Source organism: Paenibacillus sp. JT31N17 (assembly GCF_056269255.1).
This window is the reverse complement of sequence record NZ_JBWDNP010000002.1, coordinates 812,740-838,761: the sequence shown is the minus strand read 5'-3', so window position 1 is coordinate 838,761 and position 26,022 is coordinate 812,740. Positions and strand designations below refer to the sequence as shown.

Below are 26,022 nucleotides of genomic sequence, written 5' to 3'. Positions count from 1 at the left end.
ATAAAGAAGCGGCCCTGTCCTCCTGCCGAACCGGAATCAAGAGCCGCCGCCAGTTCAGATTTCCTCCTGCGCCACAGCTTCCACAGCAGCCAGCAGCAGCGGCCGGAGTTCATCGTACAGATCCGGAAAGGAGTTGATCGGCAGCGGATTGCTGCCCAGGCCAACCTCTACCGTAAAGCCGGGCTTGCGGAAATCATGAATGAACCAATCCTTGAAGCCGGCATCGCTCCCGCCGAGCTTGACCGGCTTATAGCCTGCAGCCTTTGCCAGCCTGCGGGCAATCCGCTCCGATTGCGCCGGCTCATAACCGCGATAGTTCCAATAAATTTCCTGTCCCTGCGTATGAAGGGCCACTACCATGTCAAATTTCCGCTCCTGCGTAAAGCTGTACAATGCCTGCGCTTCCGGCTCAGACAGCGGGGCTGGACCGGGATAGTCGCGGGGACCTGGTCCTGACGCTTCCCGCCGCCTCACCTCTTCTTCCCAGAAGGCCGGAAATTGGTCATTCAAATCCACTCCGCGTATGTTGGCCTTCCACTTGGCGAAGCGCTGCGACTGACGGTTCCACTGCAGAAGCTCAGAGAAAAAGAGGTGATCCTGGCGCAGCCCTTCCTGCACCAGTTCAACGCCATCCGGATTCACGAGCGGGACAAACCAGACCTCAGCCCCCTGAATCAATTTGCGTATATCCACCCCGCCAACATTCCTGCCATGAGCGCATGCATCAGCCGCATCCTCCACAAAGCTCATCAGCAGCGGAGCCGTAATCCATTCGTTGGCATGCATGGCCGCATTGATTTGAATTTTACGGGGGCCTTCTCCAAGACGAACAGCATGAATAGGCTTATGGAGCACACTGTATCCGATAACAGTCCTCTCCAGAAAAGGATACTCGCTCTCCAGCGCATCCAGATCCCTTTGCAGCTCGGCATGGCCATATTCGGCTCTGGCATCGATAATCCGGCCATAAGACCCGGCCGGAACGGTTATCAGCTGACCTGGGATCAGCTTCTTCAGATCCAGATGAGGATTAGCGGCGGCGAGCCCGGGGACAGCAGCGGAGAAAAGCGCGGCAATTCCCAGCAGCGAGTCGCCGGGCTGAACACAATAAACGGTCTCATGCTGGGCAGGCACAGACAGCAGCAAGCCCGGAATCAGCTGCTGGGCAGCGGCTATCCGGGGATTTGCGGCGAGCAGCGACTCCTTGTTTACCCCGAACCTGCTTGCAATTCGAAGCAGTGTATCCCCTTGCTGGACGATGTAAGGGAGCATATTTTAAACCTCCTCGCGAGTATATGGACGGCATAAGCTGACATGGCTCCTTTAGACCCATGCTATGCACACCCCACTTCCCGCATGACAACCCGAATATCAACCTAAAAAAAAGAAGACCCTCACCAGATCAATTCTTCTGGCAGGGATCTTCCTGGAATTTTCAACCTACTGTCCGGTTCGCAATCTGGGGCACCTGCCATACAATGGGAGTGAGCTCGATTTGCTCGCCCAGCCACTGCTGCGCAATTCTCTTGAACATTACCGGATCGCCGCTGCAGAAAAATTGATGCACCGGCATATCCTCGGCACGCTCCAGCCGGTTGCGGTCATGGAGGATGGTGCTGATCTCCCGGGCCGTCTCGCCGTCGGAGCTGATCAGCCTCACATCCTTGCCCATTACCTCGCCTATGGTTTCAGCCAGAAAGGGATAATGGGTGCAGCCCAGGATGAGCGTATCCAAATTCCCTGCTTGCAAAGACCCCAGGGAAGTTTTTACCGTGTTGAACGTCTCTTCGGAGCGAAAATTCCCCTGCTCAACCAACGTTACAAAACGGGGACATGCCAGACTGACGACCTCAATGGTTGGCGAAAGCTGTTTAAGGGCGTTCTCGTATGCTCCGCTGCTTATCGTTCCTTCCGTACCAATTACGCCGACAACCCCCGTTTGCGTGGAGCTGTTGGCTGCCCGCGCTCCGGGATGGATAACCCCCACGACTGGAACGGCTACCCGCGAGCGGATATCCTCAAGGGCCACCGCTGTTGCCGTATTGCAGGCGATAACAATCATTTTAGGCCGATATTGAATCAAATAATCCACAATTTCTCTCGTAAAACGCGTTATTTCGTCGGCTGGCCGGGGACCATAAGGCGTACGGGCCGTATCTCCGAAATATATGATTTTCTCACGTGGAAGCTGACGCATGACTTCCTTGACTACAGTAAGGCCGCCTACGCCGGAATCCAGTATTGCTATCGGTTGCTGCACAGACACACCGCTTTCTTGTTCGTTTTAAGAGACATCAATAGAATATGTACGCGGGTTTGAAAAGGTACCTTCATCTTAGCCTAAAACAGGACAAGGTTCAAGAACGGGCAGGTCCCTACTCGACTATTCCGATGTGCAGCAGAAGCAATGGATAGTTGAAATAACGGAGTGCCCGGAGCCGTTGATCAGCGGCTGCATGCAAAAAAAGAACCGCCAATCCCCTGACAGGATGGCGGTTCTTGTGCATGGATTCTGATTAATTATATTTTGGCAGCCAGTCGCCATGCGCTTCAATCAGCTCGTCGCACATCGAGCGGATATCGTCCATCGACAGCTCGGCACCGGTATGCGGATCCAGCATCGCGGCATGATAGATATGCTCGCGCTTGCCCGTGATCGCCGCTTCGATGGTCAGCAGCTGGGTATTGATATTCGTACGGTTGAGCGCGGCCAGCTGCGGCGGCAAATCGCCGACATAGGTAGGAGTCACACCGCTGCGGTCAACCAGACACGGTACCTCGACGCAGGCTTCGCGCGGCAGATTGGAGATCAGACCGCCCGTATTCATTACATTGCCGCCAATTTTGAAGGGAACATTCGTCTCGATCGCTTCAAAGATATAAGAAGCGTATTCATGCGTGCGCTCATGATGCAGCTCCGGATTATGAACCAGCTCATCCTTGAGCTTCTGCCATTTGCTGATTTGGCCAACACAGCGGCGCGGGTACTCATCAAGCGGGATATTGAAACGGTCAATCAGCTCCGGATAGCTTTTCTTGATGAAATATGGATGGTATTCCGCGTTATGCTCAGAGGATTCGGTAATATAATAGCCGAAATTCAGCATCATTTCGTAACGGACCATGTCCCAATGTTTCTCGTTCTGCTTCTCGCGCGCACGGCGTTTGATTTCCGGATACAGGTCGACTCCATCCTTCGATACCTCAAGCAGCCATGCCATATGATTAATGCCGGCGATTTTCGATTTCACGCCCGTCTTGTCAAGGCCAAGACTGTCGAACAAGCCGCTGACGCATGCCTGCACGCTATGGCAGAGGCCAACCGTTTCCACCCCTCCGTAGGTGTTCATGACATTGGTCAGAACGGCCATCGGATTGGTATAGTTGAGGAACAGCGCGTCAGGACAGACTTCCTTGATATCGCGTGCAAAATCCAGCATAACCGGAATGGTGCGCAGATTGCGGAAGATCCCGCCGATGCCCACGGTGTCGGCAATCGTTTGGCGCAAACCGTATTTTTTGGGAATTTCAAAATCGGTAATCGTACAAGGATCATAGCCGCCTACTTGAATGGCATTGACCACATATTTGGCTCCGCGCAGCGCCTCCTTGCGATCCGTATAGGCTTTGATGGTGCTTGTGCTGCCGCTCGTGTTTTTAATATGGTTCAGCATGGTTTCAGAATCGGACAGCCGCTCCGGATTAATGTCAAACAGCGCGATTTCGAATCCTTGCAGCGCCGGCGTTTTCAAGCAATCGCCGAGCACATTTTTGGCAAAAACGGTACTGCCTGCTCCAAGAAACGTAATTTTAGACATGAGTATCCTCCCTTGAATAGGTGACTGAAGCTAGAATCTTAGAAAGCGGTTTAATGTATTGCCTTATCCCTACTATAAATGAAAAAACATAGGGTTGAGTAGGAATTATTGCGTGATCAATATGGACATATGTAGTTTTATAATATACGCTTAGGGAAGTTGTTTCTGTTTGAAATGAAACTGTCCCCTGAAAGGAAACGAGCTGCAATGGCGGATCATTACAAAATATCAACAAAGTCCAATTCTCTTCCCGCGCATGGAGAATTATCCGTCCTCTTTGCAGGCGAGGGAAAGCCTTTTCCCAATCATCAGATCGGTCCTTCGGTTCATAATTATTATCTTGTTCATACCGTTCTTTCCGGACGGGGCGTATTTGAAATCGACGGCTTGCGGTATGAATGCTCAAGAGGCGATACCTTCTTCATCTTCCCGGACGTACTCTTCTCCTACACCGCCGATGCCCAGGAGCCATGGTCGTACCGCTGGGTAGCCTTCAAAGGCCATATGGCGGAATCGCTGCTCTTGACAATGGGCATAACGCCGCTGAATCCTGTTATTCACAGCGATAACCTGCGGCCTCTCCGGGAGCTGTACCGCCGGATGAAGGATACACTGGAGAAGGCGCCGTATCCGGAGCTGGCCGATCTGGAAGCAAGCGGCCTGTTGCGTATCCTGCTAAAGGAATATGGGGTCTGCAATGCAGGCAAGCTGGCCTTTAATTCCTTGACCATCGTTCCCGATATAGAGCGGCAGATCAAGCAGGCCGTCCGCTGGCTTTCATTTCAATACGCGCAGCAGATTTCCATTGAGGATTTGTCGCGGAAGCTCGGCTACCACCGTACCCATCTGTCCAAGATGTTCAAACAGGTTACCGGCGTTTCGCCTATGCAATTTTTGCTGAAGGTCCGCATGGAACGGGCGCGCGAGCTGCTGCTCGGGCAGCATCACTTGTCCATTGATCAGATCGCTTCTTCCGTGGGTTATCTGGATGCCCTCTACTTCTCCAAACAGTTTCGCAAAACCTATGGCCTGGCACCCTCCGAATACCGCTTGCGCCATCGCCAGTCACTTCAGGCACAACAACAGCAAAAAGGACAGAGCCATCTTTGACGGCCCTGCCCTCCTTGCTTTGTCGTCTTATGCGGCATCTGCTATATGGTAACACTTTAGCGGATCGTTTGTATTTCCTCTTTGGCTTCCTCCAACGTATCCTTCAACGCTTCCTTGGTATTATCGAACTCCGGAAGATCAATACCCTCCAGCAGTTCATCCTTCCGGGATCCGCGCCAGCTGCTGATGCTGCCTATGACACTGCCGGCCGTATCCTTGGCCTTGTCAGTCAGAATCGCAGCTTTGCTGCCTACCTGCTTGACAATGCGGGCTGTGGAATCTCCGGCATTCGTGACTACTTTTACGGTCCGGTCCGTTACCTGCCGTGTGCCGTCAGAAATATCCCGGCGCAGCTCTTTCCCGGCTTTTGGCGCAAGCAGAAGCGCTGTAACCGATCCGAGGATGCTTCCGGCAACCGCGCCAAACATAAAACTGCTTCTCCGATTCAATTTGCCCATTTCAATCGCTCCTTTTAGGATTGTTTTTAGTAGCGTGCCCTTCTCCATGCTCCATGCATGCAGAGGAATCTTTGTTATCTTTGCGCTTTGTCTGCCAGAACTGCCAGGCACTATAACCGACTTCAGCCAAATCCAGCGCGCCGGCAATATGCCGCTGGTATTTGCCGCCAGCATTTTCCACATACCGCTCTGTCGTTTGCGACAAAGCGCCGGACAAGCTGCTGATTGCCTTTGTCGTCTGGTCCGCCGTTTCACCGATCCGCCGTACGGATTCGAACAGTTTGGATGCTCCATCAAGCTGGTGCTGCAGCGTCCTGACTGTGTCCGAGGCTGCTCCCATGAGCTGACAGGTCTGTGCGGCAGCTTCTTGAGCATGGCGTTCCATGGCCTTCGCCGCATAGACCAGCTGATCCAGCTTGCGGTCCACAGACCTCAGCCATAGGAGCACGCCAAGCACCAGCATCACAAATGCGGCAACAAAGGCCGCAGTCAGCCAAAGGTTCAACATCGTGATCCGTCCTCCTTTGCTGCGCAATAGACTAATGCCCATTTCTAATCACAGTATAAGCAGCATGGGCTTGACTTGACACAAAGAAAATGAGAATCCGAAAATGATAATAAACCCCATTGACCTAAAGTTCACTCTAGACGATCTGATGTGTCTGCAGTTCAAATAATCAACATGCCAAGGAGGGACACTTTATTGAAAACCATATTGATAACAGGAACATCGTCGGGAATCGGAAAAGCCGCGGCCCTGCTCCGCAAAACATCCGGGTCAAATTGATCAAGCCTGGTATGGTTAAAACCGACTTTGGCGGAAGATCCATGGATTTCTTTAACGATTAATCGCTGACGGAATATCAGGTATTTCTGAATAAAGCGGGGGGGTTCGAAAATGGGCAATGGGATCCAATCTCCTCCGGAGTACGCTGCGGAAATTATCTATGAGGCGGCAACCACGGTACAAATCAATTGAGATACATTGTTGGCGAGGATGCAAAAGAGGTTTTAAAGCTAAGACAAGAATTGGTCGATACGGCATTCAACGGGCACGCCCTTTTCCTGAATGCCCGATTAGCGCCATAATAGGCGTAAAATAACAAGGTGGATTTATAAATGAGTTATACGATCGGGCAGGTTGCCGAGGAGACCGGATTATCGATCCATACCCTGCGGTGCCAAGCTCACCCTCCAAGGAAGCGAACCATCGAAGAACGGATGAACAGGCTTCATAAACAGAAGGCGCGGGTTAAAGCTCAAGTGGATCAGCTCATGTCCTTTATGTCGATGATTGATCACAAACTGGATTTCTATTCCAACGAACAGGAAGCCGCTGATCATTAAACAAACACGGCAGTCGCTGCCGTGTTTGTTTGTTTTGCCCCGCAAATTCTCCCGGTTCACCAGCGGGCTTGCCGTGTCAGCCTCCGGAAATCCGGTAGCTGCATTTGCTCCCGCCTTTGGCCAGGCATTCCGTTCTTTCCACATCCGTGTCCAGCAGCTGCCTGAACAGTGCCAGCTCGCATTGGCAGGCCTGCTGGTAACGGCTTGCCACCTGGGCAATGGGGCAATTATATTCATGCAGCACGAAGCCTTCCTGATCCTGCTCAAGCTGTACCATATAACCGCCGTCATTCTGAATCGCCGCAAGCTCGGTCACCTTCTCAGGCAGGCTCTTGCCTTCCATACGCAGCGCATAACGCTCGATCAGCTTGCGCTTGCGTCCTTCGAACAAACGGTCTACCAAAGCGGCAGTATCCGGGTCGTCCTCCAGCTCCTGGAGCAGATCCATCGCCAGCACATGATAATTCTTGGGAAACAGATGCTCCGCCTGCTCGGTCAATCGATAGATGTGGGAAGGCCTACCCATTGCCTGTCTTACAATAGAAAGCTTAATAAGTCCGTCCCGTTCCAGTGTGCTCAAGTGGCGCCTGACGGCCATCTCTGTAATTTGAAGGTGCTTCGCCAGATCACCGGCCTTCATCTGCCCCTTCGTCTTCAGCAGCAGGAGGACGGTTTGGCGCGTCGATCCCTCATGCCGGGCAGGCAGCTCCTGCTGTGCAAAATATTCGCCATCCTGTTCCACCTTAACCACCACCTTGCGCGCCGCACGGTTCTTGCTGCAATTTCCGCACGTTAGATAGCGTCATTGTATCGTACTTTTAACCTTTCGTAAATCGCGGGACCTATATCGGTCATTAAAAAAAGCACCGGCAGGGTCCATGCTCCCTGTCGATGCCGTGAATTCCTGTATTTATGCGCCCAATTCCTTCGCCAGATAAGTTTGTACAGCGGTTTGAAATTGCTGCAGAATACCCGGAAGGATAATCGACAGCGGATGCAGCTGAGCTCTGTCCCACTCGTAATAATCCTGCACCAGCGGCTTGCGCAGCCGAACCAGCTCCAGCAGAGTCCCATGGATAGCCTCCGGGAATACGCCCTCGCCCGCAATAATATCGATGATATCCTCATAGCTGCTGGCATCGCGCATAATGAATCCATCAATCAGACAGCTCCCAATATCGGTAACTGTCTCAATGGCCAAATGCAGCGCCCGCTCCTGCGCAAGCCCGCCGAGCAGTCCGCCATCCCAGCCCTCGGCAATCATGCCGAGCGCATCCACAAGCTCCGGAATGACGTCCAGCCTGGCCGATATCTGTTCCTGATTCACATAGTACATGCTATCATGCCCCTGCCCTGTTTTGCATTTGTTGTTGCCAAAATAGTTATTTCCATCCCGGGCTGCAAGCTCCCATACGAATGATTTAGCTCTCGTAGTCTACGCTCACCGATGATTCCCTGACTTCGCTAATATGCTCGATGACTTTTTTATGTACGGGATGCACCTGATACGCCGCGAGCGCTTCCATGGAATCCACTTTTGTAACCAGGGCAATGTCATAGGAGCGCTCGGAATGCAGCACATCGGTGCCGACTTCAATGGACCGAAGCTCATCGATTTTGCCCTCCATATCTTTGAGCACCTGTACCGTGCGGGCAATGCTTTCCGGCGAACGGTCCTTCAATTTGAAAAATACAATATGCGTAATCATGACAAAACCTCTCCTTTTTTATTACGGGTTATGTACCGCATGATGAAACCCCTTTTGTCACATAATAACCTAAGCTGCCGTCCATCGGCAATTCTTTTGCAAAAAGGGGCTGATTATCTGTGCGTTATCCGGTTACGACCGTAGCAACCTTGATTGGCATTGGTTTATGCCTTTATAACTATACGGGTTATGATCCCCATAACATGGTGTTCTTCATGTTCAGCGTCCCGGGCTGGTTCGCCGACATGTTCATGGACATTCATCAGCTGAATGTGATTTTCATGTATATCCTGACCATTATCAGCTGGGCCTTGATCGGTCTGCTCTGCGATTGGATGATCGCACGGGACAGACGCCGGAGCCAAACCTGAACAAACGTGAATTCAAGAAGACTGGCATATTTGTCGGCGGCAAGGCAAGTTTTCCCCTCGAAGGATAGGCAAGGTATGGGAATCAAAATTGCTTATCTTATCAAAAAAAAGGAGCCCTGGAGGCTCCTTTTTTCCGTTTATCCCACGATAATAACGGATTTCATATCTGCATGTCCTACGCCGCACATGACGGAGCAGTGCAATTCATAAGTGCCGGGTTTGTCAAACGTAACTTCTTGCTCCAATTTATCACCCTGCAGGTCAATATTCAGCTCGGGAATCGCCAATCCGTGCACCCCGCTTTTGTTGACAAGCTTCAGGATCACTTTATCGCCTGTTTTCACATGGTATTCTTTCTGGTCATAAACGAAATCACTGGATGCTTCCACCTTCAAGAGCGATGTGCCAGGCGGCAGAGAGGCCGCTTCATCTACAGGTTTGTCCGGAAGCTGGGTTGTCAGCAAAAAAACGCCTAAAAGTGAGGCTGCTGCGAAAATGATAAACATAATCCACTTCATTGCTCCTTGCTCCCCTTCGTCATCAGAATGTCTACTCCCTATATTACCTAAGATCGTCCGTTATTCTCAACCTTAAACTGCATAAAGGGATAAAATTTTTTTGTTTTTTGACAAAACGATGAACGTTATTTGACCATGTACGTCTTTAAAAGGCGCTCCGTCTCGGCACGGATAAATGTCCAGCGGAGCGAAAATTCATGATGATAACCCTGGCAGATATATTTGGTCGTGATTCCGCCGTCTCCCCGCTTCTCCTCATAGATGTGAATCCCGCTTTCGCGAAATTGCCGGCGCAGAGCCGCCAGCTCCAGCATGACACGATCCTGCAGCCCGCGCAGCATCGACTCGTACACTCTGGGCAGCTTCGTCGCCGCGGAGCCGACGACGCGAATATCATGATCGAGAATAAGCATCAGAATGCCAAGCAGAATATAACGTTTGACTAATTCAAGCTCCTTGCCGATTTGAACGGGCGGCTGCGAGCTCATATCGATGGCCATCATGGACCCCTCCATATCTCAATCCCATTAAACAAGAACATTTGTTCCCATTATAGCTCAGGAGCGCCGCTTATGCAAGGAGGAGATAACAACGTAAGAAGAACCGGCTATCGCCTCCCTCTGGCGGCTTACACATAGAGGCATGAAACTTATCCATTATATAAGGTCAAAAAAAGCCAGCCCTATAAGGCTGGCCATGAGAAGGATTAGTTATACGGTTTTAATCTTTTTTGTTCTTCAGCACCTGGATGAGATCGCGCAAACGCTCCGGCATCGGCACACCGATTCTGCCCAGGTTCTCGGTGATGGAAATCAGCTCATTGGCCAGATAGAAGTAAATGGCGCCGCCCATTGCGATATTATCAAGCTCAAGCAGAATATCAATGCGGTGAGCAAGCAGAATGACCAGCAGCATGATGCCTTTCCTGGCGAGACCCCAGGACCCCACCAGACTGCTCAGTCCCTTCTTCTCCATCAACGCCGCGGTAACACCGGTCAAATAATCAACACCCATGGCCACGAGCAGCAAGGAAAGCGATTCCGGCCATATGCCATAAGCAAACATCAGGGTAGAACCCATAACCGCACATGCTGAACATATAACGAGCTGCTGCAAAGCTTACCACTCCCCCACAATGATGTCATGTCACTAACACCATATGCGGGAGCGGTTAAGGTTGTCCGTTGCAATTGCCCGGGACAAACACATATTTACTAGAATCCCAAAACGCATGACCGACTTTGCCGCGTTATACCGCTCTGAAGCGGTAGACGACGCTGGCATAATCATGCTTTGCCTGCGGTTTGACAATACCGGCATGCATCAGCTCATCGCCGCCGATAAACTCGTCCTTCCCGATCCATTCATAAGTGCGGTCCGGATCAAGCCCCTTCAGCCGCAGCCGGTCCAGGCGGGCATTGGGTTCATTGAGCTCTGTGACATGGACAGCCAGTGCTTCGGATTGATCTTCGGACACAAACATCCATGCCGTCTCATTGCCCTCGAAAGGACTGAGCAGCCTGTAAAACAAACCGAATTGAGTCAGCTCGCGGATCTCCTTGACCAGGGCAATCTGCCCTTTCACTTCGGTCTTCTCGGCATCGTCAAACAGCGTCAGATCAAGCTCGTAGCCGAAATTCCCGGACATCGCCACATCTCCCCGGGTTTTCAGCGGCGTATTGCGTCCCACCTGATGGTTGGGCACAGCGGACACATGGGCTCCCATCGAGCTGACGGGATAGACGATGCTGGTGCCGTATTGAATCTTCAAACGGCTGATGGCATCCGAATTATCGCTTGTCCATGTTTGCGGCATGTAATAAAGCATTCCCGGATCGAAGCGTCCTCCCCCGCCGGAGCAGCTCTCAAACAGAATATCGGGGAAAGCCGTAGTGATTCTTTCGAGAACGCTGTAGAGACCCAGCATATAACGGTGCGCGGTCTCGCGCTGGCGGTCGGCCGGAAGCAGCGCCGATCCGATTTCTGTCATATTGCGGTTCATGTCCCATTTTACATAGGTGATCGGAGCGCTTTGCAAAATATCGCTCACGGACTGAACGATGTAATCCTGCACATCCGATCTGGAGAGGTCCAGAATAAGCTGGCTTCTTGCTTCCGAACGGCGTCTGCCCGCGACATGAAGACACCAGTCCGGATGGGCGCGGTACAGATCGGAATCCGGCGAGACCATCTCCGGCTCGAACCAGAGGCCGAACTGCAGGCCCTGGCTGCGCACCCGCTCTGCCAGATCGGCTAGTCCGGCAGGCAGCTTCTTGTTATCGACCACCCAGTCGCCGAGCGAGCTGTTGTCGCTGTCGCGGCGTCCGAACCAGCCATCGTCCAGCACCAGGAGCTCGATGCCAAGCTCGCTTCCCGCTTTGGCGATGGCTTCAATCTTATCGGCATTGAAGTTAAAGTAAGTGGCTTCCCAGTTGTTGACCAGAATCGGCCTGGCCGCGTCGCGGTATGCCCCTCGGCACAGCTTCGTGCGGTAGAGCTCATGATAGGTTCGGGACATGGTTCCCAGACCTTCCGCAGAGAAGACCATAACCGCTTCCGGCGTCTGAAACGCTTCTCCAGGCTCAAGCAGCCAGGAGAAATCAAAAGGATTAATTCCCAAATAGGCACGGGCGGTATGGAACTGGTCCACCTCCACCCCGCCGACAAAGCTTCCGCTGTAGACCAGACTGAAGCCGTACACCTCGCCCTGATCCTCGGCGGCATCCTTGGAGAGAAGCGCAAAGAACGGATTGTGCATATGGCTGCTGGAGCCACGGCGGCTCTCGACTGATTGCGTGCCCGGCACTAAAGAGCGGCGGTGAATGTAGCGCTCACGCGTCCAGGCGCCTGACAGCTGCAGCATATCATAGCGGTCATGCGGCAGGTCGACGCTGGCACTGAGCGCACGCTGCAGGCTGATCGCTTCAGAGCTGATATTCATAATCCTTGAAGAACGGATGATGGCGTCGAATTTCTCAAATACCGTATAGGACAGCTCCACCTTCAAGCCCGCCAGCTCATCGGCCAGCTCGACAATCAAGGTTTGCGCTTCCTGATCGTTCTCCGCATACACGGCAGGCAGATTCTCAAGCTTAGGTTTGCCGGCTTCTATCCGGTGGGTCACATAATGAAGCTCCGTCGCGCTTGCACCGCTGGACAGCAGCACCTCATAGGCCGGCGTACGCGTATCGCTCGTGCCGTAGCCCGGATATTCATGAGGAAGCGTATCCAGTGAAATCGTACGGTCTTCCCGGATCGGGTTGGAGCTGAAGGATGCCCGCTCCACGCGCTCCAGCAGCCGCCCAGGATGGGCTTGTTTTATTTTGCGTCCCCAGTAAAGCTGGGTCGGATAACCTTTCAATGCTTGAAAAATATAACTCATGGATGGAGTTTGCAAATGGAAAAGCTGGTGTTCTTCATCGAAACGAATCGTCATGGTTGCCCGTCCTCCTATTTTTAAAACCTGCAGCCTGGCCGCACGATATAAGTATAGGCGCGCGCTTTATGGCTGAGTATGGACGCATTTAGCCGCGATATGGATGAATGTAGGTTAATAGCATATCCACCTTGGGCGATTATCTTTACCGCGGCTGCAGGTTTGCCCGGGAAATGAATAAGGAATGGTCTTCCATGGGAATCGTAAGGAAAAGCGAATGCAGGGGAGGGTCCATTGTAATGCCGGTTTCCATTTCTGCCCGAATTGAAAATAACCTGGCTTATATTCAAAATGTATTCAAGGATTGCAATGACTTGATGATAGCCCCCTGGAAGTATGGCCCTCACATGGAATATCGTGCTGTATCCATTTATTTCAACACACTTACTTCCGAGAAAGTCATGAATTATTTCAAGCAGACGCTGCAGGATCTTGTCCCTCATACGGTAGGTCCCGGCACGGAAGTTACGCTGGAAATGATTGAACAATATTTCAGCGAGCATGTCGCTTCTTCAGAATCCGCGCTCATTATCAAGGACTTCGCGCAAGTGGAATCACTGCTGCTCAGCGGCTGTGCGATGGTGTTCATCGACGGCTGGAACAAGGTGATCAGCTACCGTACCCCTGATTTGGACAGACGGCAGGTGACAGAACCGGTTACGGAACCGGTGGTGCAGGGTCCAAGGGAGTCAACCGTTGAGAATCTCAGGAAAAACATCGGGATGATCCGCTTGCGCATCCGGAATCCCAAGGTTAAATTCAACTATCTTCCCACCGGAGGCCAGGCGCATACCGTCATTGCTTACGGTTATATGGAAGACGCCGTTGATCCGAATGTGCTCAAGGAATTTAAAAAAAGGCTTGCCCAGCTCCCGAATGGCGACGTATTGGAGACCTCATACATTGAAGAGCTTCTGGAGGATCACACATGGACGCCCTTCCCTCAATTCCGTTATACAGAACGGACGGATGTAGCGGCAGCGGCGCTTTTGAGCGGGAAAATCATTGTCCTTACGGAAGGCACAGGCAGCGTCCTGGTCTGTCCCGGATTGTTCTTTGAGCTGTTTCAATCCAGCGAGGATTATTACCAGCGGACGGCCATCGCGAATTCCATCAGGCTGCTGCGTCTGTTTTCCTTTCTCATTGCCCTGGGACTTCCGAGCGTGTACATCGCAATTTCGACGTTTCACACAGAGCTCATCCCTACCGTACTGCTGCTGGCTATTATCGATTCACGCGAAGGAATCCCGTTCCCGGCATTCGCCGAAGCGATTATTATGATGTTTATATTCGAGCTGCTGCGCGAGGCGGGCATCCGTCTGCCAAGGCCGGTCGGCTCTGCTGTCAGTATTGTCGGAGCGCTCGTTGTCGGAGAAGCGGCTATCAACGCAGGTATCGCCTCCCCGATTATGGTCGTGGTTACAGCGCTTACCGGGATCGCTTCGTTCTCGCTGCCGCAGTACAACTTCGCCATTTCACTCCGTCTGCTGCAGCTCCCGCTGATGCTGCTAGCCGCCATACTCGGAGGGTTCGGAATTATGATTGGCTTCCTGCTGGTATGGAACCATCTGATCCGGTTGAAATCGCTTGGCATCCCGTATATGACTCCGCTTGCGCCATGGATACCGGGACAGATGCGCGATATTATTTACCGCCAACCGCTAAAAACCTTGATGAAGCATACGAAGCCGCCAACGTAAGGAAAGCTTTCCTTTCCTGCAATAACAGGCCGACCTCCTGCGGCTTCATGGACAAGAAAGAGGTGAGTGCGCTGCTGCCGCAAAAAACGGTCTCTTATACGCTGAAGCTGATTGGAATGATGGCAGCGGCCATCCTGTTCGTTACAGCCCTGTCCGGCTGCGGAGACCGCTCGGAGCTTCCCGAACGGGCATTCGTGATGGGAGTCGGCATTGACGAATCCGAAGCCGGGAAGCTGCTGCTGACTTTTCAAATTTATAAGCCCTCGCAAAGCATCGCGACCAAAGGCAGCGTCGGGCAGCCGTATATTAATGTGAGAACAACCGATGACTCCGTTATGGAAGCCATCCGGGATGTAACCAATCACCTGGGGAGAAAAGCGCAGTTCAGCCATATGCGGGTCATTCTGATCAGCGATACGCTGGTCCGCAAAATCCCCGTAGCCAAGCTGCTGGAAATGTTCTACAGGGATCATGAATCCCGTCTGACTTGCTCCGTCATAGTCACCCGCGGACCGACCTTTAACTATTTCTCCAAGCGTCCCCTGATCGAGAATACGGTCAGCCAGCAGTATTACTTGAGCGAAGAGCAAGCCAGCCAAAACAGCGGCAAATCCGTGGAATCCAATCTGCTTAAATTAGCTCTCCAGGTCAGAGGCGCAACGGGCAATGCCACACTTCCCTTTCTGGAGACAAGTACGGATGAAACCGGCAAGGACCCCCGCATTACCGGCATTGCTGTTCTCAGAAAAGGACTGATGGTCGGCCTGTTGAATGGCTACTATAGCGAAGGGCTTCTCATGCTTACCAATAAATACAAAAGCGGCAGTATCGAGCTGCCTTGTCCGGACAAGTCCGCCGGTAATTCTTCAGGGATTGACGAATCGGTGGAGGTAGTCAGCTATAAAGTACAGAAGACCGTCAAACTCAAAGGCGATCAAATCCATGTAAACCTTCACGCGGATGCGAAAGTAGCGGCGATCGAGCTCTCATGCTCCACCATATCCAATGATGCTGAAGAAACCGCCTTCGAGAAGCGGATTGCGGATCAGATCAAACAGCAGATGGAGAACACTCTGAATCATATCGTAGCGATGAAAGTGGATTTGCTTGGGATCGGCAATCAAATCAACCGGCATCATCCGGCTTTATGGAAGAAGTGGAAGCCTGATTGGCCAAACAGATTTGCCGGTGTAACGTTCACGATTGATACGCATACCCTCATGGTTACACATGGAACAACAACAGGCAAACCGCTGCTCGAAGACGAGCCGCAGCAAGAATAACAGGCAGGTGAGCCTCTATGGTAACGGTTATTGTAGTGATTTGGATCGTCATCATGGCAGGGTGCGACTGGCGTGCAGGACGGCGGGAGGGCCCGAGGCCGGCCCGGATAAAGTTCATTTACGGCCTGCTCCTGCTGGTTATTGCTTACCACACGATTGTCATTCAAGGAAATCTCCACTGGCTCACCTATTATGATTCGGCGAATGCGCTTTTCGGCAGGGCAGGCAATACGATAATGAAGTGGCTTAAAACGAAAGGATGAGCAGAATGCAGGTGAAAATAACGCCGTTCCAGGCGGTGATCTTTCTATTTATCTATCTCACCAGTTCAGCGATCATCAATATTCCCGCGCCGCTCATAAGCTTTGCCGGCAATTCGTCATGGATTAGCCTCTCTATCTCAGCAGCCATGGGCATGATCCTGATACTGCCTGTCTTGTGGCTGGCCCGGACGTTTCCGGAGAAAAATTTCATCGAATACAGCAAAGAGACCGTTGGAGCCCCTGTCGCCTTCCTGCTTGGCCTCGCATTTCTTTATTACCAAATTCATATGGGAGCCGCCATCGTTCTGGATATTGCGATGTTCCTAAAAAGCTCGATGATGCGGTCGACACCGTCCTACTGGTTTATATTTCTCATTTTCCTGGTTGTTGCCGTGACGGTTGACGCCGGAATCGATAAAATAACCGGGTTGTTCCCGATCCTCATTGTCAACGTCATGTTCTTCGTTTCCCTCATTGTGCTGATGTCGATTACGAATTTCGACTTTAACCACCTGCTGCCGATTTTACCTGACGGCGTCAAGCCGCTGCTTCACGGGATCTACTATTCCTTCGGTTTTCCTTTTGTCGAGGTTGTAGTCTTCTCCATGATCCTGCCCTTCGTCGCCGGCCCCAGACCGGGGTATATACTCAAAATGCTTGCCGCTATAGGGCTTACCGCGCTGTCGCTCATCGTAACTACGCTTACCACGATCCTCGTGTTCGGCCCCATTGCAGGGGAACGCAAATATTCGCTGTTCGAGGTCGCGCGCTCGGTGAGCATTCTGGATGTTTTTCAGCGGATTGAAGCCCTGATCGGTTATTCGCTCATTGTCGCTTCCTTTATGAAAACAACGATCCTGCTCTTCACCGCGCATCAGACCTGCATCCATCTGCTGGGACTCAAAAAGGACAAGATGCTTGTCTATCCCATGGCGCTGCTGATGGCTCTCATCTCCATGACGGCCATTGAGGGCGGAGAGGCCAAATGGAACTACGAGGTGACCGTTATTCATCCGATGTGGGGCATGTTGTGCGGAGCTGTGCCGCTGCTGCTCGTATTCTTCATTGCGCTGATCCGGCGCAAGAAAAAACCGGCCTCCACACTCCCGTAAGGGGGCGGTGACCGGTTAAATTGGATGCCTATAAAAAGCTCCAACCCCAATCGAAGAGGATGGTGCTGCAACGATTTAGCTTATAAACTTGGCCCAATCCGGTTGATGCTGAACTCCTGATGGCCGAGAATTTCCGCTTTTGTTAATTTGCCGTTCGCCACCTCAACGATTTCATTCCATATCCATTCGCCGGCCTGGTTGACTCCTGTGGTGCCGTCCAGAATTTGACTGACGTCAATATCCATATTGTCGGACATCCGCTCGAACATTTTTTTGTTGCCGGTGATTTTAATGACAGGGATTACGGCTGCGCCGGTAGGGGTACCTCTGCCTGTCGTAAAACAGACGAGATGGACACCGCTCGCAGCCATACCCGATACGCACTCAATGTCATTGCCCGGCGAGTCCATAAAATAAAGCCCGGTTCCCGGAATCGGATCCGCGTATTCAAAGGCTCCCTTGAGCGGAGCCGTTCCGCATTTGCTGATGCAGCCGAGCGACTTTTCTTCAATGGTCGTCAACCCGCCGGCAATATTGCCCGGACTTGGATTGCCGCCGCGCATATCTGCGCCCATCCGCTCTACCTCGCGCTCGAAGCGTCCTACGAAAGCGTACAGCTGGTCTGCCACTTCCGGCGTAGCGCAGCGTGCGGCAAGCACATGCTCGGCGCCGATGATTTCCGTAGTTTCGCTGATCACGACTGTGCCGCCCTGCTCGATCAAAATATCCGAAGCAGCGCCAAGCGCAGGGTTGGAGGCCATGCCGGAGGTGGCATCGGAGCCGCCGCATTTGACCCCGATCCGCAGCTTGCTTGCAGGAATCGGCACCGGCTGCAGCTGATCCAGCTCGCTGCGCAGCTCGCGGGCGATCTCAACGCCCCGCTGAATAGCTTTAATGGATCCGCCTGCTTCCTGGATCTCAATCACTTCAACACGCTTCCCCGTGGACGTACGAATATCCTCGGCAAGAGCATAAGGATCTACCACTTCGCAGCCCAGACTGATAATCAGAACGGCGCCCACATTCGGATTCTTGCCGGTGCCGGCGAGCGTTGCGAACGTGCGGTCCTTATCCGCCCCGATCTGGCTGCAGCCATGCTGATGGGGAATGGCGACGGTTTCGGGGACAAGCTGGGTGACGCGGTTCGATACCTGGTTCGCGCAAATTACAGTCGGGATGACAAGGATATGATTGCGGATGCCGTATTCACCGTTAGGACGCAGATAACCCTGAATGGTCGTTAAAGCCGCTGTTGTTGTGCTCATTTTAAGATTCTCCTCCCGCTTGGTCGCCGCGTCCCCGGATGCCCTCGACATTATGGACATGAACATGACGGCCAACCTCGATATTGACGGTCGCCTGACCGATGACTTCCCCGTATTTGCGCACATGCCCGGCTGCCGCTACCGGCCGGATCGCCAGCTTATGGCCAAAAGGAATCGGATCAAGCGCCTCCACCTGCTCCACAATCTCTCCGGAGCGGTAAGAGATAATTTCCCCTGATTGAATTTCCCGTAAAGCGGTTGCAACATCATCCTTGGCGTCGACGACAAGCGCGTCGGCGCCTGCTTGAATAGCTCCTGCCACTGCATTCACCTCTGTTAGAGTTATCGATAACCTTAAGTAACAGCCAAGGTTAAGCGCTGTCAATTACAGCTCCGATAGAGTTATATATGCTTTACAGTATACCTTATTGACCGTGGTTTGACATCAGGCAATCAGGACCCTGCCGGATAAAATTACTGGCAGAGTCCCAGGATGAGAGCTAGGAAGCGAACGCCGGCTTATCCACGCCGATGTCGTCCAGCATGATTTTACCTTGACTGCCTGACAGAAAGAATGTGATCTCCGACAAGCTTCCGGGATCGAACTGCGGATTCTCCGCCTGAAATTGACTGAGCTGCAGTCTGTAGGTCTGGAAGACAGGCTGCATGGCATCCTTGTATTTGCCATCCTTGGCCCCATCCTCAAGCCACGAGGCGATCGTGAATATCGTCTTCGGCTGCCAGGTTACCGGAAGGAAGCGGTCAAGCGGCAAGCGGACCTGTACGCCGTTCCGGCTCTTGAGCCGGATATCGATGGAAGGTAAAGAGCCGCCCGCCGACTCCCCATCAGAGAGCAGGTCCTGCTCCAGATTGGACATGGAGAATACAAAACTCGCCTCCCCATCAGCTGCAAGCTTCTCGCCGATTGACGGGTCCAGCTTCAGCGTATAAGAGCCTCCCTGCTGCTGCTTCCATTCCAGCACCGATCCTTTGGTGCCCTTGTTGTAGCCGTCGCGGTCCTTCGCAGCCGCCTCCGACCATTGCAGACCATCCACCTGAACGGTTACCCCGTTCTTATAGGTCGATTTGTCGGCATCGTCGTCGAAACGGGCCAGCTCCCGGAAGCTTCCGTCTTCGAAACGGCTCGTATATCGGCCCTCCGGCAGCCAGCCGCTGCCTGTGCGATAATCGGCAAACAGCTCCTTGTAATGCGTATTGCCGTGGAGGGCAACCTCCAGCAAAGCAGACACATACACCTTGGCGATCTGCTGCTGGTCGGTGGCCGCCATCATGCCCTCCTGAGTTAACAATAAGCCGCCGGGCAGACTGTCGTCCATCGTGCCCCACTCCGTGTTAAAGCGGCTGTGGTTGGCCTGGGCAATGTAAAGAGCTGCCTTGAAGCGATCCGATCCCGGGGAGAAGGTGGAACGGATATACTGCCGTTCCCCGGTATACGTATCAACATCGCCGTCATTGGCTCCCTGAAGCGTCAAATAATAGGTATCCTTAAGTGCAGCCAGCTGCTTGTCGACGGTTTTGTCCGTTGGCGCAATGCCGATAACCGCTTGAATCCTGATGTCACCAAGCCGTTTCAGGCTTGCATCGGAAGCAAACCACCTGGAGCGGTCCGCTGCCATCGCTACGGCCTGCCCTCCCCTGGAGTGGCCGATCAGCGCAACATTCTGCAGATCAACCTTATTGTAAAAAGGGCTGCCTGCCTGATCGTTGAAAGCGGAGAGCTGCTGGAGATGCTGAAGCAGAACCCAAGCCCTTACCTTCATATCCTGATTCGGGATATTGGCCCACACGGAGTAATTAAGGAAGTTCTCATCTACAGAGACGGCAATAAATCCCCGGCTGGCCAGCAATTCGCCCAAATAGGCATAACCTTCGTCGGAAAACTGCTCCATCAGATGATTGCCGTGAACTATAAGCACCAGTGGAAAAGGGCCGCTGCCCTCCGGCATCCAGACTCTTCCATTAAGAGGCAGCGCATGCTCGTCAAAGCCCCAGAAGAAGGAACGCAGCCAAGGCCAGTATTTAATATAAGACGAAGCATCGACGGATTGCGAAGTCAGATCCACCGACCCGCCAAACTCATCGCGGTGACGGTCCTCGCCGCTGCCGTACGTAAAGCTGGTGAAGCTGAAGGGCCCGGGACTGGCGGGGTCATCCGCCTGCAGGACATCCACGGGATAAGCGTCAACAGGGACATCCTGGGCAAAAGCCGGCACGGCCGTCTGTTCCTGCCACGGCCAATACGCGACCGCCACGCAGAGAATCCCCGCCGCCAAGAGAGATGCCAGCTTCGGCAGCGGCCTGATCCGGTAGCTGGCAAGCAGCCCGACCAGAATTCCCGCTATCAGCCCGGCCGCTGTCAAAATTGCGGAGAGGATAACCGATAACAGAATTCCTTCGTCGGCAAAATACCAGATCAGATAAATCGCAATTCCTGCGACCAGCAGCGCTCCCGTATAAAAACGCGGCACAGGCAAATAACATAGCGTAAGCATAAATGCGATCAATACAGCGCCAAGCGCCATGCCGATCGTACCAAGCAGGAAAATTGCCGACGTATCAAAAGCGGTTCCCAGCCCTGTCGGCATTCCCAGCGCCGCGATAATCAGCATGACGGAGCAGGCGATCCACGGGCCGATCAGTGAATACCGCCAAAAGCGGGTATCATAGTCAAACATGCTGTATATGCGATTAAGCAGCCATTCGATAAACGTAGAGCTTCGGCGAACGGGCCGTAATTCCATCTCCATTTTTGAAATGCACTCCCTGAAAGCTTGCGCGTTATGGTGGAGCTGTCGGTTCTCTTATTCATTATAGAAGGCATCCATCCATGCAGCCAACACTATGTTGCTGCATAAGCAGAGAACTCTTGACAATTCCGGTGATTAACTAGCGGAGCAGGGTACAACGGCTCTCCGGCAAGTGACAAGCTGCCAGCTCACTTGTAACACTTGCGAGTACCGGAAGATGTTTGACGCAAGCGCAGCCGGATTTTTCACCGGACCTTTAGGCAAGCGGCTCGAAGGAAATGGTGATGTCCAATATTTCCGAACGGCTTCCGATCCGGATGGGCGGCCCCCAGGTTCCATAACCGGAGCTTACAATGGCATGGAGCCTGCCTTTCTGCAGATAACCCCAATCCAGCTCAAATATCCTCCGGGTAAGCAAATGATTCGGAGCCATTTGTCCACGGTGCGTATGGCCGTGCAGCGACACGTCAATGCCGCTATCCGCGGCCTCGCCTATTGAGGAGGGCTGATGATCCAGCAGGATCAAGGGAAGAGAGTGATCCAGCTCCGCAATCAGCTCCTTGATGGGAAGGCGGCCGCTCCGGCCGGTTCTGACGCTTTGCGCCGCTTTATCCTTGCGCCCGACCAGATAGAAGCTGTCGGCGATTTTGAGCGTTTGATCCGTCAGTACGGGAATGCCCGCTTTATCCATAAGGGCAATAAACTCTTCTTTTTTGCCCCCGATATATTCATGATTGCCCAGCACTGCGTAGGTGCCGTAGCGGGATTTGAAACCCTTCATGACACTTCCAAGATCAAGCCGCCGGAAGGGCTCAACGTCATCGTCGATGACATCGCCCGGAAGCAGCACAATATCCGGGTTCAGCTGATTGATGCGCTCCACCAGCAGCTTCAGATAACGTGTTCCCACAATCGTTCCGAGGTGCAGGTCGGAAGCAGCCGCAATGCGAAGCTGTTTGAGGTCGCCAGCCTGTTTGTTCACGACGACTGAATATTGCCGGACAACAGGATTCCACGCGTTCCAGGAGCCTCGCGCAAGAATAGCAATCAGAATCACAAAATAGACCGCGCCCGCAGAAAGTACCGCCGTATCCCGGGAAACGGAAGCGCTGCGCAGCGCCCAGACGGCCAGATCAGCCAGCGGCAGCAATATGACGCTATATTCGAACACCGCAAACCAATAGGAGCCGATCCATTTCAAGCCCCTCGGGAGGGGACCGGGAATGACTCTCTCCAGCAGTCTGGAAATAATATAGGATAACGCGATAATCCAAAAGCATGTCCAATAGAGAGCGCCCGAATAGCTATCCGTCAGGGCAGACAGAAATACCGATCCATTCCAGCCAATATACCATTGCAAGCCTACAAAAATACCAAGCACCGCAGCTATTGTGCCTATCATCCGAAAAACTCTCATACCTTCACTCCGCTTCTGCTTATCTGCCATTCAACCACATCTCTCTATTATAACCGGATTAAGAGTAATCAGCTAACTCCCCCGCACGAACCGGTGGCGCGAGTATATCAGCGCCCGGTTCTGTGCACTACGAACCGTTATCCGAACGAGCACACGCCCGGCACCGTGCCGTCAGGCAGCAAAAAAAGCAGGAGAGCCGCTGTCACGCGGCCATCCTGCTTCATCTTTTCGTCTGATTGCTTTTACGCCTTCAATACATCATGATCGACATAACGCTCGCCGTTCAGCTCGCTGATCACATTGATCGCAACCTTGGCGCCGTCGCCTGCCGTAATGATCGTATGCAGGCTCACACCTGCACAGGCGCCTGCCGCCCAGATGCCTTCCACATTCGTCCTGCCCGAAGCGTCAACATCGAATACAGCCTTCACTCTCGGCTCCGTTCCCGGTTTGGTCTGCAGGCCTATCGTTTCTGCCAGATCGAGCAGCAGCCCGGATGCCACAATGACCACTTTCGCCTGATAGGTTTCATTCTCGGTTGTAATTTGAAAGCCATCCTCTGATTGCTGTACATGGGTTACTTTGGCCCTAATAAGCTCGGCGCCGAATTTTTGCGCCTGTTTGATGCCGACTTCAACAAGATCGACGCCTTTGATTTCCGGAACGCCGTAATGATTCTCGATCCAGGCTTTCTTCGTAATGCTTTGATCGCTGTCGATCAAAAGCGTCTTTTTCCCCGCTTTTGCTGCAAACAGCGCAGCGCTGCCGCCTGCCGGGCCGGCCCCGATAATTGCAATATCCACCATAAGTCCAAAACCTCCTCAAATTAGTAGGCTTACAAACCCCATCATACCGCTTGCATTTGCTAGTTTACAACTGCGCCTTCCAATTCCTTCAAATATTCGATGACTTGAATATGCTTGCGCATCGATTTCTCATGAACCATATTCAGCTTGCCGTTGTCCAGCTTCCCGAATCGCTCGGACAATTCCGGATTATCATGCGTCCAATCCACCTGGCTGAGCACATCCAGGCAGTCTGACCATCCCGGATTATATTTGCCGTCTTCCTTGTACAGGAAGTCATGGGCATACAGCGCCAGCGACTCCTGTACGATCCGGCTGGAGGATATATAATGAGCCATTCCAGGCTGCTCCGGCATATGAGGCAGAACTCCGTTAAAGAATTGATGAAGAATTTCCACATGAGTGGCCGGGTCCTTGCGGATTCGGCGCGCCAATTCATAGGTTGGATTCATTTTGCCCGTATACAGCAGGGTCGCCACCGAGTACAACCAGCTGAAGCAGGTGAAATTCTTGTTGTAGGCGGTCAGATTGTTGCGGCGCTCGATACCAACCGTCTTCAGCAGTTCGTTGTTGTCGGCCACCTGCTGCAGCACCAGATTAAGCGGATCACTGCCGTCATATGAGTGCCCGAGCTCCTTGCTCACCAGCTGTACCTTGGAGTTGATATCCCCGAACAGCTGCTTCTCTTCCTCTTCCCCCAGACCTACATACAGCTGTACGGAAAGCTCGCTCTCCAGCAGATCCAGCCTTCTGGCCTCCATCTGCTCAAGCAGCCCCTCGGCCTGCTCCAGCTCTTCCTTCGCCTGCGGATCCTCCGGAGAGCGGCGGCATTTCAGCTTGAGCTTCGCGACTTCCTTCTCCCATCTGCGGTTTTCCTTGATCAGCTGCTCATTCGTGTAGCCGAGCGCCAGAATCCGGTGCTGGCCGTCCAGAATGCTGAGCTTGGAGCCATGCAGCAGCACAAGATGGTCCTCCGCTCTGGCAAGGGCGCCCACATCGCGCAGGGAAAGCGTAACAGGACCAAAGAACACATGATCCAGCTCGCGCTCCTGCAGATAGTTGGCGATTTTGCGGCGCTGCATGCCGCTCAGCTTCCGCTGCACCATAGGATCGATAGCCGTATAGTTCAGCAAATCATGGATCCGCAGCGAGACTGTTGCCAGCCCGAAGCGGTCGCAATAAGGATGAATCGTCATATTTAAGCGTAAACCGTCCATTAACCGATCTCCTCCTTATCCGAAATGAGAAACAGGTTTTCTTTATCGTAGAAATCCCGAATATATTGATAGGCCTTCATAATCCGGCTCCGTCTTGGCAGGCGGTCCTTCTCCTCATCCTTGTAGATCAGGCTCCAATCGATATGGGGCAGGATCTTCATGGCATGCGCGAGCGAATATTTGTTGAACTGCAGCGTCTTGAACGCTTCCTCGTTGAGGAACAGCGCAAGCGCAATTTGCACATTCTCCGACCAGCACAGCTCCTTACGGTCGGGAGCGGGCAAATAACGGAGCATGGTCTCAAAATAATAATTGGCCTGCTCCAGATGCTCGTTCAGCGACACCTCGGTGTAGTGATAGCCGTTGTTTCTTGCGGCCGATTTGAGCCGTCCCTCGAAGAGGGCAATCAATAATTCGATAACGAGCGAATAAGCGAACAAATACTCCGGTCCCTTGCCCCGTTCAGAGTATGTATCGGTCGGAAGCTGATTCATCACCGGATATTCCTGCACAAGACGCGTGGCCATGATGTGATAGAATCGCCGTTGATCGCGCAGCGATGCCAGATTCCCGCCGATCTTGCGCGGCAGCTTGTTGATATCGGAGAACAGCTGGCGTTCCTGCCTGGAATTAATATCGAGATAAATCATGACGGACATGGGGAAATCGTACAGTTTCCGCAGCTTTTCCGTAAGTTCAGCCACCCGGTCATATTCACGTCTGTCCTTGGCTCTTGCCATATTGCCCTGAAGCGTTTCCATAACACGACGGAATGCGGCCAGGCGATGCTGCCCGTCGACGACGTAGCATTTCTCTACTGATTGCAGGTCATAGGAGCTTCGGTTCGGATCGTATTTGCCAGCGCCTCTGGCGGATAGTATGATGCCTGGAAAATAAATATTTTGCCCATGATCCAGATAAAGCAGAATATAATCCACAAGCCTGGATACATTTTTGGGGATCAGCTGGCGCTGCACTTCAAGGTCGATTTCATAAATTGTAAACAGTTTGCTCATTGGCAGCGTGGTTGACAAAGTTGTTTGACCGAATGTGCGCGCCATATTTCCGGGCACTTCAACATAAGTACCAGGAATTCCAGTTGAAAACAGCTCGGATAGGGATTGTACCGGTTCCATAATTAACCTCCATATTTCGTATTACATACAGAATATAGTAGTATTGTAAACTTCGCAATGTCGTCTTTCGGATTCTTTCGTATTATAGTATATTCAGGATACGCCTGTAAAAAGAAGCGTCCGAGCCCTTTTTTGCCGGATAAAACAAAGAACCGTGCTTCGTTGGAAGCACGGTTCTTTGTGCCGGGAAAAAACAGAAAACTTTATCCCGGATTATTTTTTTGATCAACCGTGCATTTTCCAGCAAGCGATGAAGCAGCGCATCGGCTTCCGCCCGGCAATGGCGAT

The 26,022-nt window shown here is 52.6% G+C and carries 27 protein-coding genes; 7 read left to right on the top strand and 20 right to left on the bottom strand.

From position 1 onward, the window contains the following. Nucleotides 1-54: 54 nt before the first annotated feature. The 3 genes from AC0YOB_RS11200 to melA all read right to left on the bottom strand — a co-directional run bounded on the left by AC0YOB_RS11200 (nucleotide 55) and on the right by melA (nucleotide 3,818). The gene (locus AC0YOB_RS11200) at nucleotides 55-1,272 is read right to left on the bottom strand and encodes a M14 family zinc carboxypeptidase (protein WP_475792907.1); all 1,218 of its coding nucleotides are present in this window, start codon (nucleotides 1,270-1,272) and stop codon (nucleotides 55-57) included. A 163-nt stretch (nucleotides 1,273-1,435) separates the two neighbouring features. Beyond that, nucleotides 1,436-2,260 (bottom strand): glutamate racemase, encoded by an 825-nt coding sequence (racE, locus tag AC0YOB_RS11195; protein ID WP_475792906.1) that lies wholly within the window; start codon nucleotides 2,258-2,260, stop codon nucleotides 1,436-1,438. Between the two features lie 256 nt (nucleotides 2,261-2,516). Next, nucleotides 2,517-3,818, bottom strand: a complete 1,302-nt coding sequence (gene melA / locus AC0YOB_RS11190; RefSeq protein ID WP_475792905.1) for an alpha-galactosidase — start codon at nucleotides 3,816-3,818, stop codon at nucleotides 2,517-2,519. Nucleotides 3,819-4,025: 207 nt separating this feature from the next. Between melA and AC0YOB_RS11185 the strand changes: the two genes are divergently transcribed. Continuing rightward, nucleotides 4,026-4,928 carry an AraC family transcriptional regulator gene (locus AC0YOB_RS11185; protein WP_475792904.1) on the top strand — a complete coding sequence of 301 codons (903 nt, stop codon included), beginning with the start codon at nucleotides 4,026-4,028 and terminating at the stop codon, nucleotides 4,926-4,928. Nucleotides 4,929-4,984: 56 nt separating this feature from the next. Here the strand turns inward: AC0YOB_RS11185 and AC0YOB_RS11180 are convergent, their stop codons facing one another. The 3 genes from AC0YOB_RS11180 to AC0YOB_RS11170 form a co-directional block, all read right to left on the bottom strand. Then, nucleotides 4,985-5,386 carry a YtxH domain-containing protein gene (locus AC0YOB_RS11180; RefSeq protein WP_475792903.1) on the bottom strand — a complete coding sequence of 134 codons (402 nt, stop codon included), beginning with the start codon at nucleotides 5,384-5,386 and terminating at the stop codon, nucleotides 4,985-4,987. A gap of 1 nt (nucleotide 5,387) precedes the next feature. Further along, nucleotides 5,388-5,894 carry a DUF948 domain-containing protein gene (locus tag AC0YOB_RS11175; protein ID WP_475792902.1) on the bottom strand — a complete coding sequence of 169 codons (507 nt, stop codon included), beginning with the start codon at nucleotides 5,892-5,894 and terminating at the stop codon, nucleotides 5,388-5,390. A gap of 161 nt (nucleotides 5,895-6,055) precedes the next feature. Beyond that, complete coding sequence (locus tag AC0YOB_RS11170; RefSeq protein ID WP_475792901.1) at nucleotides 6,056-6,292, bottom strand: hypothetical protein; 237 nt, start codon at nucleotides 6,290-6,292, stop codon at nucleotides 6,056-6,058. A 213-nt stretch (nucleotides 6,293-6,505) separates the two neighbouring features. Here AC0YOB_RS11170 and AC0YOB_RS11165 point away from each other — a divergent pair, with 213 nt between their 5' ends. Next, nucleotides 6,506-6,733, top strand: a complete 228-nt coding sequence (locus AC0YOB_RS11165; RefSeq protein WP_475792900.1) for a MerR family transcriptional regulator — start codon at nucleotides 6,506-6,508, stop codon at nucleotides 6,731-6,733. Between the two features lie 76 nt (nucleotides 6,734-6,809). Here AC0YOB_RS11165 and AC0YOB_RS11160 read toward each other — a convergent pair whose 3' ends face one another. From AC0YOB_RS11160 to AC0YOB_RS11150, 3 genes are all read right to left on the bottom strand, one after another. Then, nucleotides 6,810-7,475, bottom strand: a complete 666-nt coding sequence (locus AC0YOB_RS11160) for a helix-turn-helix transcriptional regulator (protein ID WP_379112744.1) — start codon at nucleotides 7,473-7,475, stop codon at nucleotides 6,810-6,812. Nucleotides 7,476-7,643: 168 nt separating this feature from the next. Beyond that, on the bottom strand, nucleotides 7,644-8,069 hold the full coding sequence (locus AC0YOB_RS11155; protein WP_475792899.1) for a DUF86 domain-containing protein: 426 nt from the start codon (nucleotides 8,067-8,069) through the stop codon (nucleotides 7,644-7,646). Nucleotides 8,070-8,154: 85 nt separating this feature from the next. Continuing rightward, nucleotides 8,155-8,442, bottom strand: coding sequence for a Dabb family protein (locus AC0YOB_RS11150; RefSeq protein ID WP_475789947.1), 288 nt, complete (start codon nucleotides 8,440-8,442; stop codon nucleotides 8,155-8,157). 119 nt (nucleotides 8,443-8,561) lie between these two features. Here AC0YOB_RS11150 and AC0YOB_RS11145 point away from each other — a divergent pair, with 119 nt between their 5' ends. Next, nucleotides 8,562-8,813 (top strand): hypothetical protein, encoded by a 252-nt coding sequence (locus tag AC0YOB_RS11145; RefSeq protein WP_475792898.1) that lies wholly within the window; start codon nucleotides 8,562-8,564, stop codon nucleotides 8,811-8,813. A 137-nt stretch (nucleotides 8,814-8,950) separates the two neighbouring features. Here the strand turns inward: AC0YOB_RS11145 and AC0YOB_RS11140 are convergent, their stop codons facing one another. From AC0YOB_RS11140 to AC0YOB_RS11125, 4 genes are all read right to left on the bottom strand, one after another. After that, complete coding sequence (locus tag AC0YOB_RS11140; protein ID WP_210037597.1) at nucleotides 8,951-9,331, bottom strand: cupredoxin domain-containing protein; 381 nt, start codon at nucleotides 9,329-9,331, stop codon at nucleotides 8,951-8,953. A gap of 125 nt (nucleotides 9,332-9,456) precedes the next feature. After that, complete coding sequence (locus AC0YOB_RS11135; RefSeq protein WP_379112747.1) at nucleotides 9,457-9,834, bottom strand: YhjD family protein; 378 nt, start codon at nucleotides 9,832-9,834, stop codon at nucleotides 9,457-9,459. 217 nt (nucleotides 9,835-10,051) lie between these two features. Continuing rightward, nucleotides 10,052-10,411, bottom strand: coding sequence for a phage holin family protein (locus tag AC0YOB_RS11130; RefSeq protein WP_210037595.1), 360 nt, complete (start codon nucleotides 10,409-10,411; stop codon nucleotides 10,052-10,054). 169 nt (nucleotides 10,412-10,580) lie between these two features. Beyond that, complete coding sequence (locus tag AC0YOB_RS11125; RefSeq protein WP_475792897.1) at nucleotides 10,581-12,767, bottom strand: alpha-galactosidase; 2,187 nt, start codon at nucleotides 12,765-12,767, stop codon at nucleotides 10,581-10,583. 239 nt (nucleotides 12,768-13,006) lie between these two features. Here AC0YOB_RS11125 and AC0YOB_RS11120 point away from each other — a divergent pair, with 239 nt between their 5' ends. The 4 genes from AC0YOB_RS11120 to AC0YOB_RS11105 are packed head-to-tail and all read left to right on the top strand — an operon-like array spanning nucleotide 13,007 to nucleotide 17,125. After that, nucleotides 13,007-14,467, top strand: a complete 1,461-nt coding sequence (locus tag AC0YOB_RS11120) for a spore germination protein (protein ID WP_475792896.1) — start codon at nucleotides 13,007-13,009, stop codon at nucleotides 14,465-14,467. 47 nt (nucleotides 14,468-14,514) lie between these two features. Further along, the gene (locus AC0YOB_RS11115; RefSeq protein ID WP_475792895.1) at nucleotides 14,515-15,750 is read left to right on the top strand and encodes a Ger(x)C family spore germination protein; all 1,236 of its coding nucleotides are present in this window, start codon (nucleotides 14,515-14,517) and stop codon (nucleotides 15,748-15,750) included. A gap of 17 nt (nucleotides 15,751-15,767) precedes the next feature. After that, nucleotides 15,768-16,013 carry a hypothetical protein gene (locus AC0YOB_RS11110; RefSeq protein WP_475792894.1) on the top strand — a complete coding sequence of 82 codons (246 nt, stop codon included), beginning with the start codon at nucleotides 15,768-15,770 and terminating at the stop codon, nucleotides 16,011-16,013. A 5-nt stretch (nucleotides 16,014-16,018) separates the two neighbouring features. Next, nucleotides 16,019-17,125 (top strand): GerAB/ArcD/ProY family transporter, encoded by a 1,107-nt coding sequence (locus tag AC0YOB_RS11105; RefSeq protein ID WP_475792893.1) that lies wholly within the window; start codon nucleotides 16,019-16,021, stop codon nucleotides 17,123-17,125. Nucleotides 17,126-17,205: 80 nt separating this feature from the next. On the opposite strand, the gene AC0YOB_RS11100 is transcribed toward AC0YOB_RS11105, so the two are convergent. The 7 genes from AC0YOB_RS11100 to AC0YOB_RS11070 all read right to left on the bottom strand — a co-directional run bounded on the left by AC0YOB_RS11100 (nucleotide 17,206) and on the right by AC0YOB_RS11070 (nucleotide 25,734). Then, nucleotides 17,206-18,390, bottom strand: coding sequence for a UxaA family hydrolase (locus AC0YOB_RS11100; protein WP_475792892.1), 1,185 nt, complete (start codon nucleotides 18,388-18,390; stop codon nucleotides 17,206-17,208). A 1-nt stretch (nucleotide 18,391) separates the two neighbouring features. Continuing rightward, complete coding sequence (locus AC0YOB_RS11095) at nucleotides 18,392-18,712, bottom strand: UxaA family hydrolase (RefSeq protein WP_475792891.1); 321 nt, start codon at nucleotides 18,710-18,712, stop codon at nucleotides 18,392-18,394. Nucleotides 18,713-18,890: 178 nt separating this feature from the next. Continuing rightward, nucleotides 18,891-21,158, bottom strand: coding sequence for an alpha/beta hydrolase family protein (locus tag AC0YOB_RS11090; protein ID WP_475792890.1), 2,268 nt, complete (start codon nucleotides 21,156-21,158; stop codon nucleotides 18,891-18,893). 256 nt (nucleotides 21,159-21,414) lie between these two features. Next, complete coding sequence (locus AC0YOB_RS11085) at nucleotides 21,415-22,560, bottom strand: metallophosphoesterase (protein WP_475792889.1); 1,146 nt, start codon at nucleotides 22,558-22,560, stop codon at nucleotides 21,415-21,417. Between the two features lie 257 nt (nucleotides 22,561-22,817). Next, the gene (locus AC0YOB_RS11080; RefSeq protein WP_475765098.1) at nucleotides 22,818-23,381 is read right to left on the bottom strand and encodes an FAD-dependent oxidoreductase; all 564 of its coding nucleotides are present in this window, start codon (nucleotides 23,379-23,381) and stop codon (nucleotides 22,818-22,820) included. A 59-nt stretch (nucleotides 23,382-23,440) separates the two neighbouring features. Further along, nucleotides 23,441-24,598 (bottom strand): DNA sulfur modification protein DndB, encoded by a 1,158-nt coding sequence (locus AC0YOB_RS11075; RefSeq protein ID WP_475765096.1) that lies wholly within the window; start codon nucleotides 24,596-24,598, stop codon nucleotides 23,441-23,443. Continuing rightward, nucleotides 24,598-25,734: a DNA sulfur modification protein DndB gene (locus AC0YOB_RS11070; protein WP_475792888.1), complete on the bottom strand. Its 1,137-nt coding sequence runs from the start codon at nucleotides 25,732-25,734 to the stop codon at nucleotides 24,598-24,600. The genes AC0YOB_RS11075 and AC0YOB_RS11070 overlap by 1 nt, the downstream gene beginning before the upstream one ends. Between the last annotated feature and the right edge of the window lie 288 nt (nucleotides 25,735-26,022).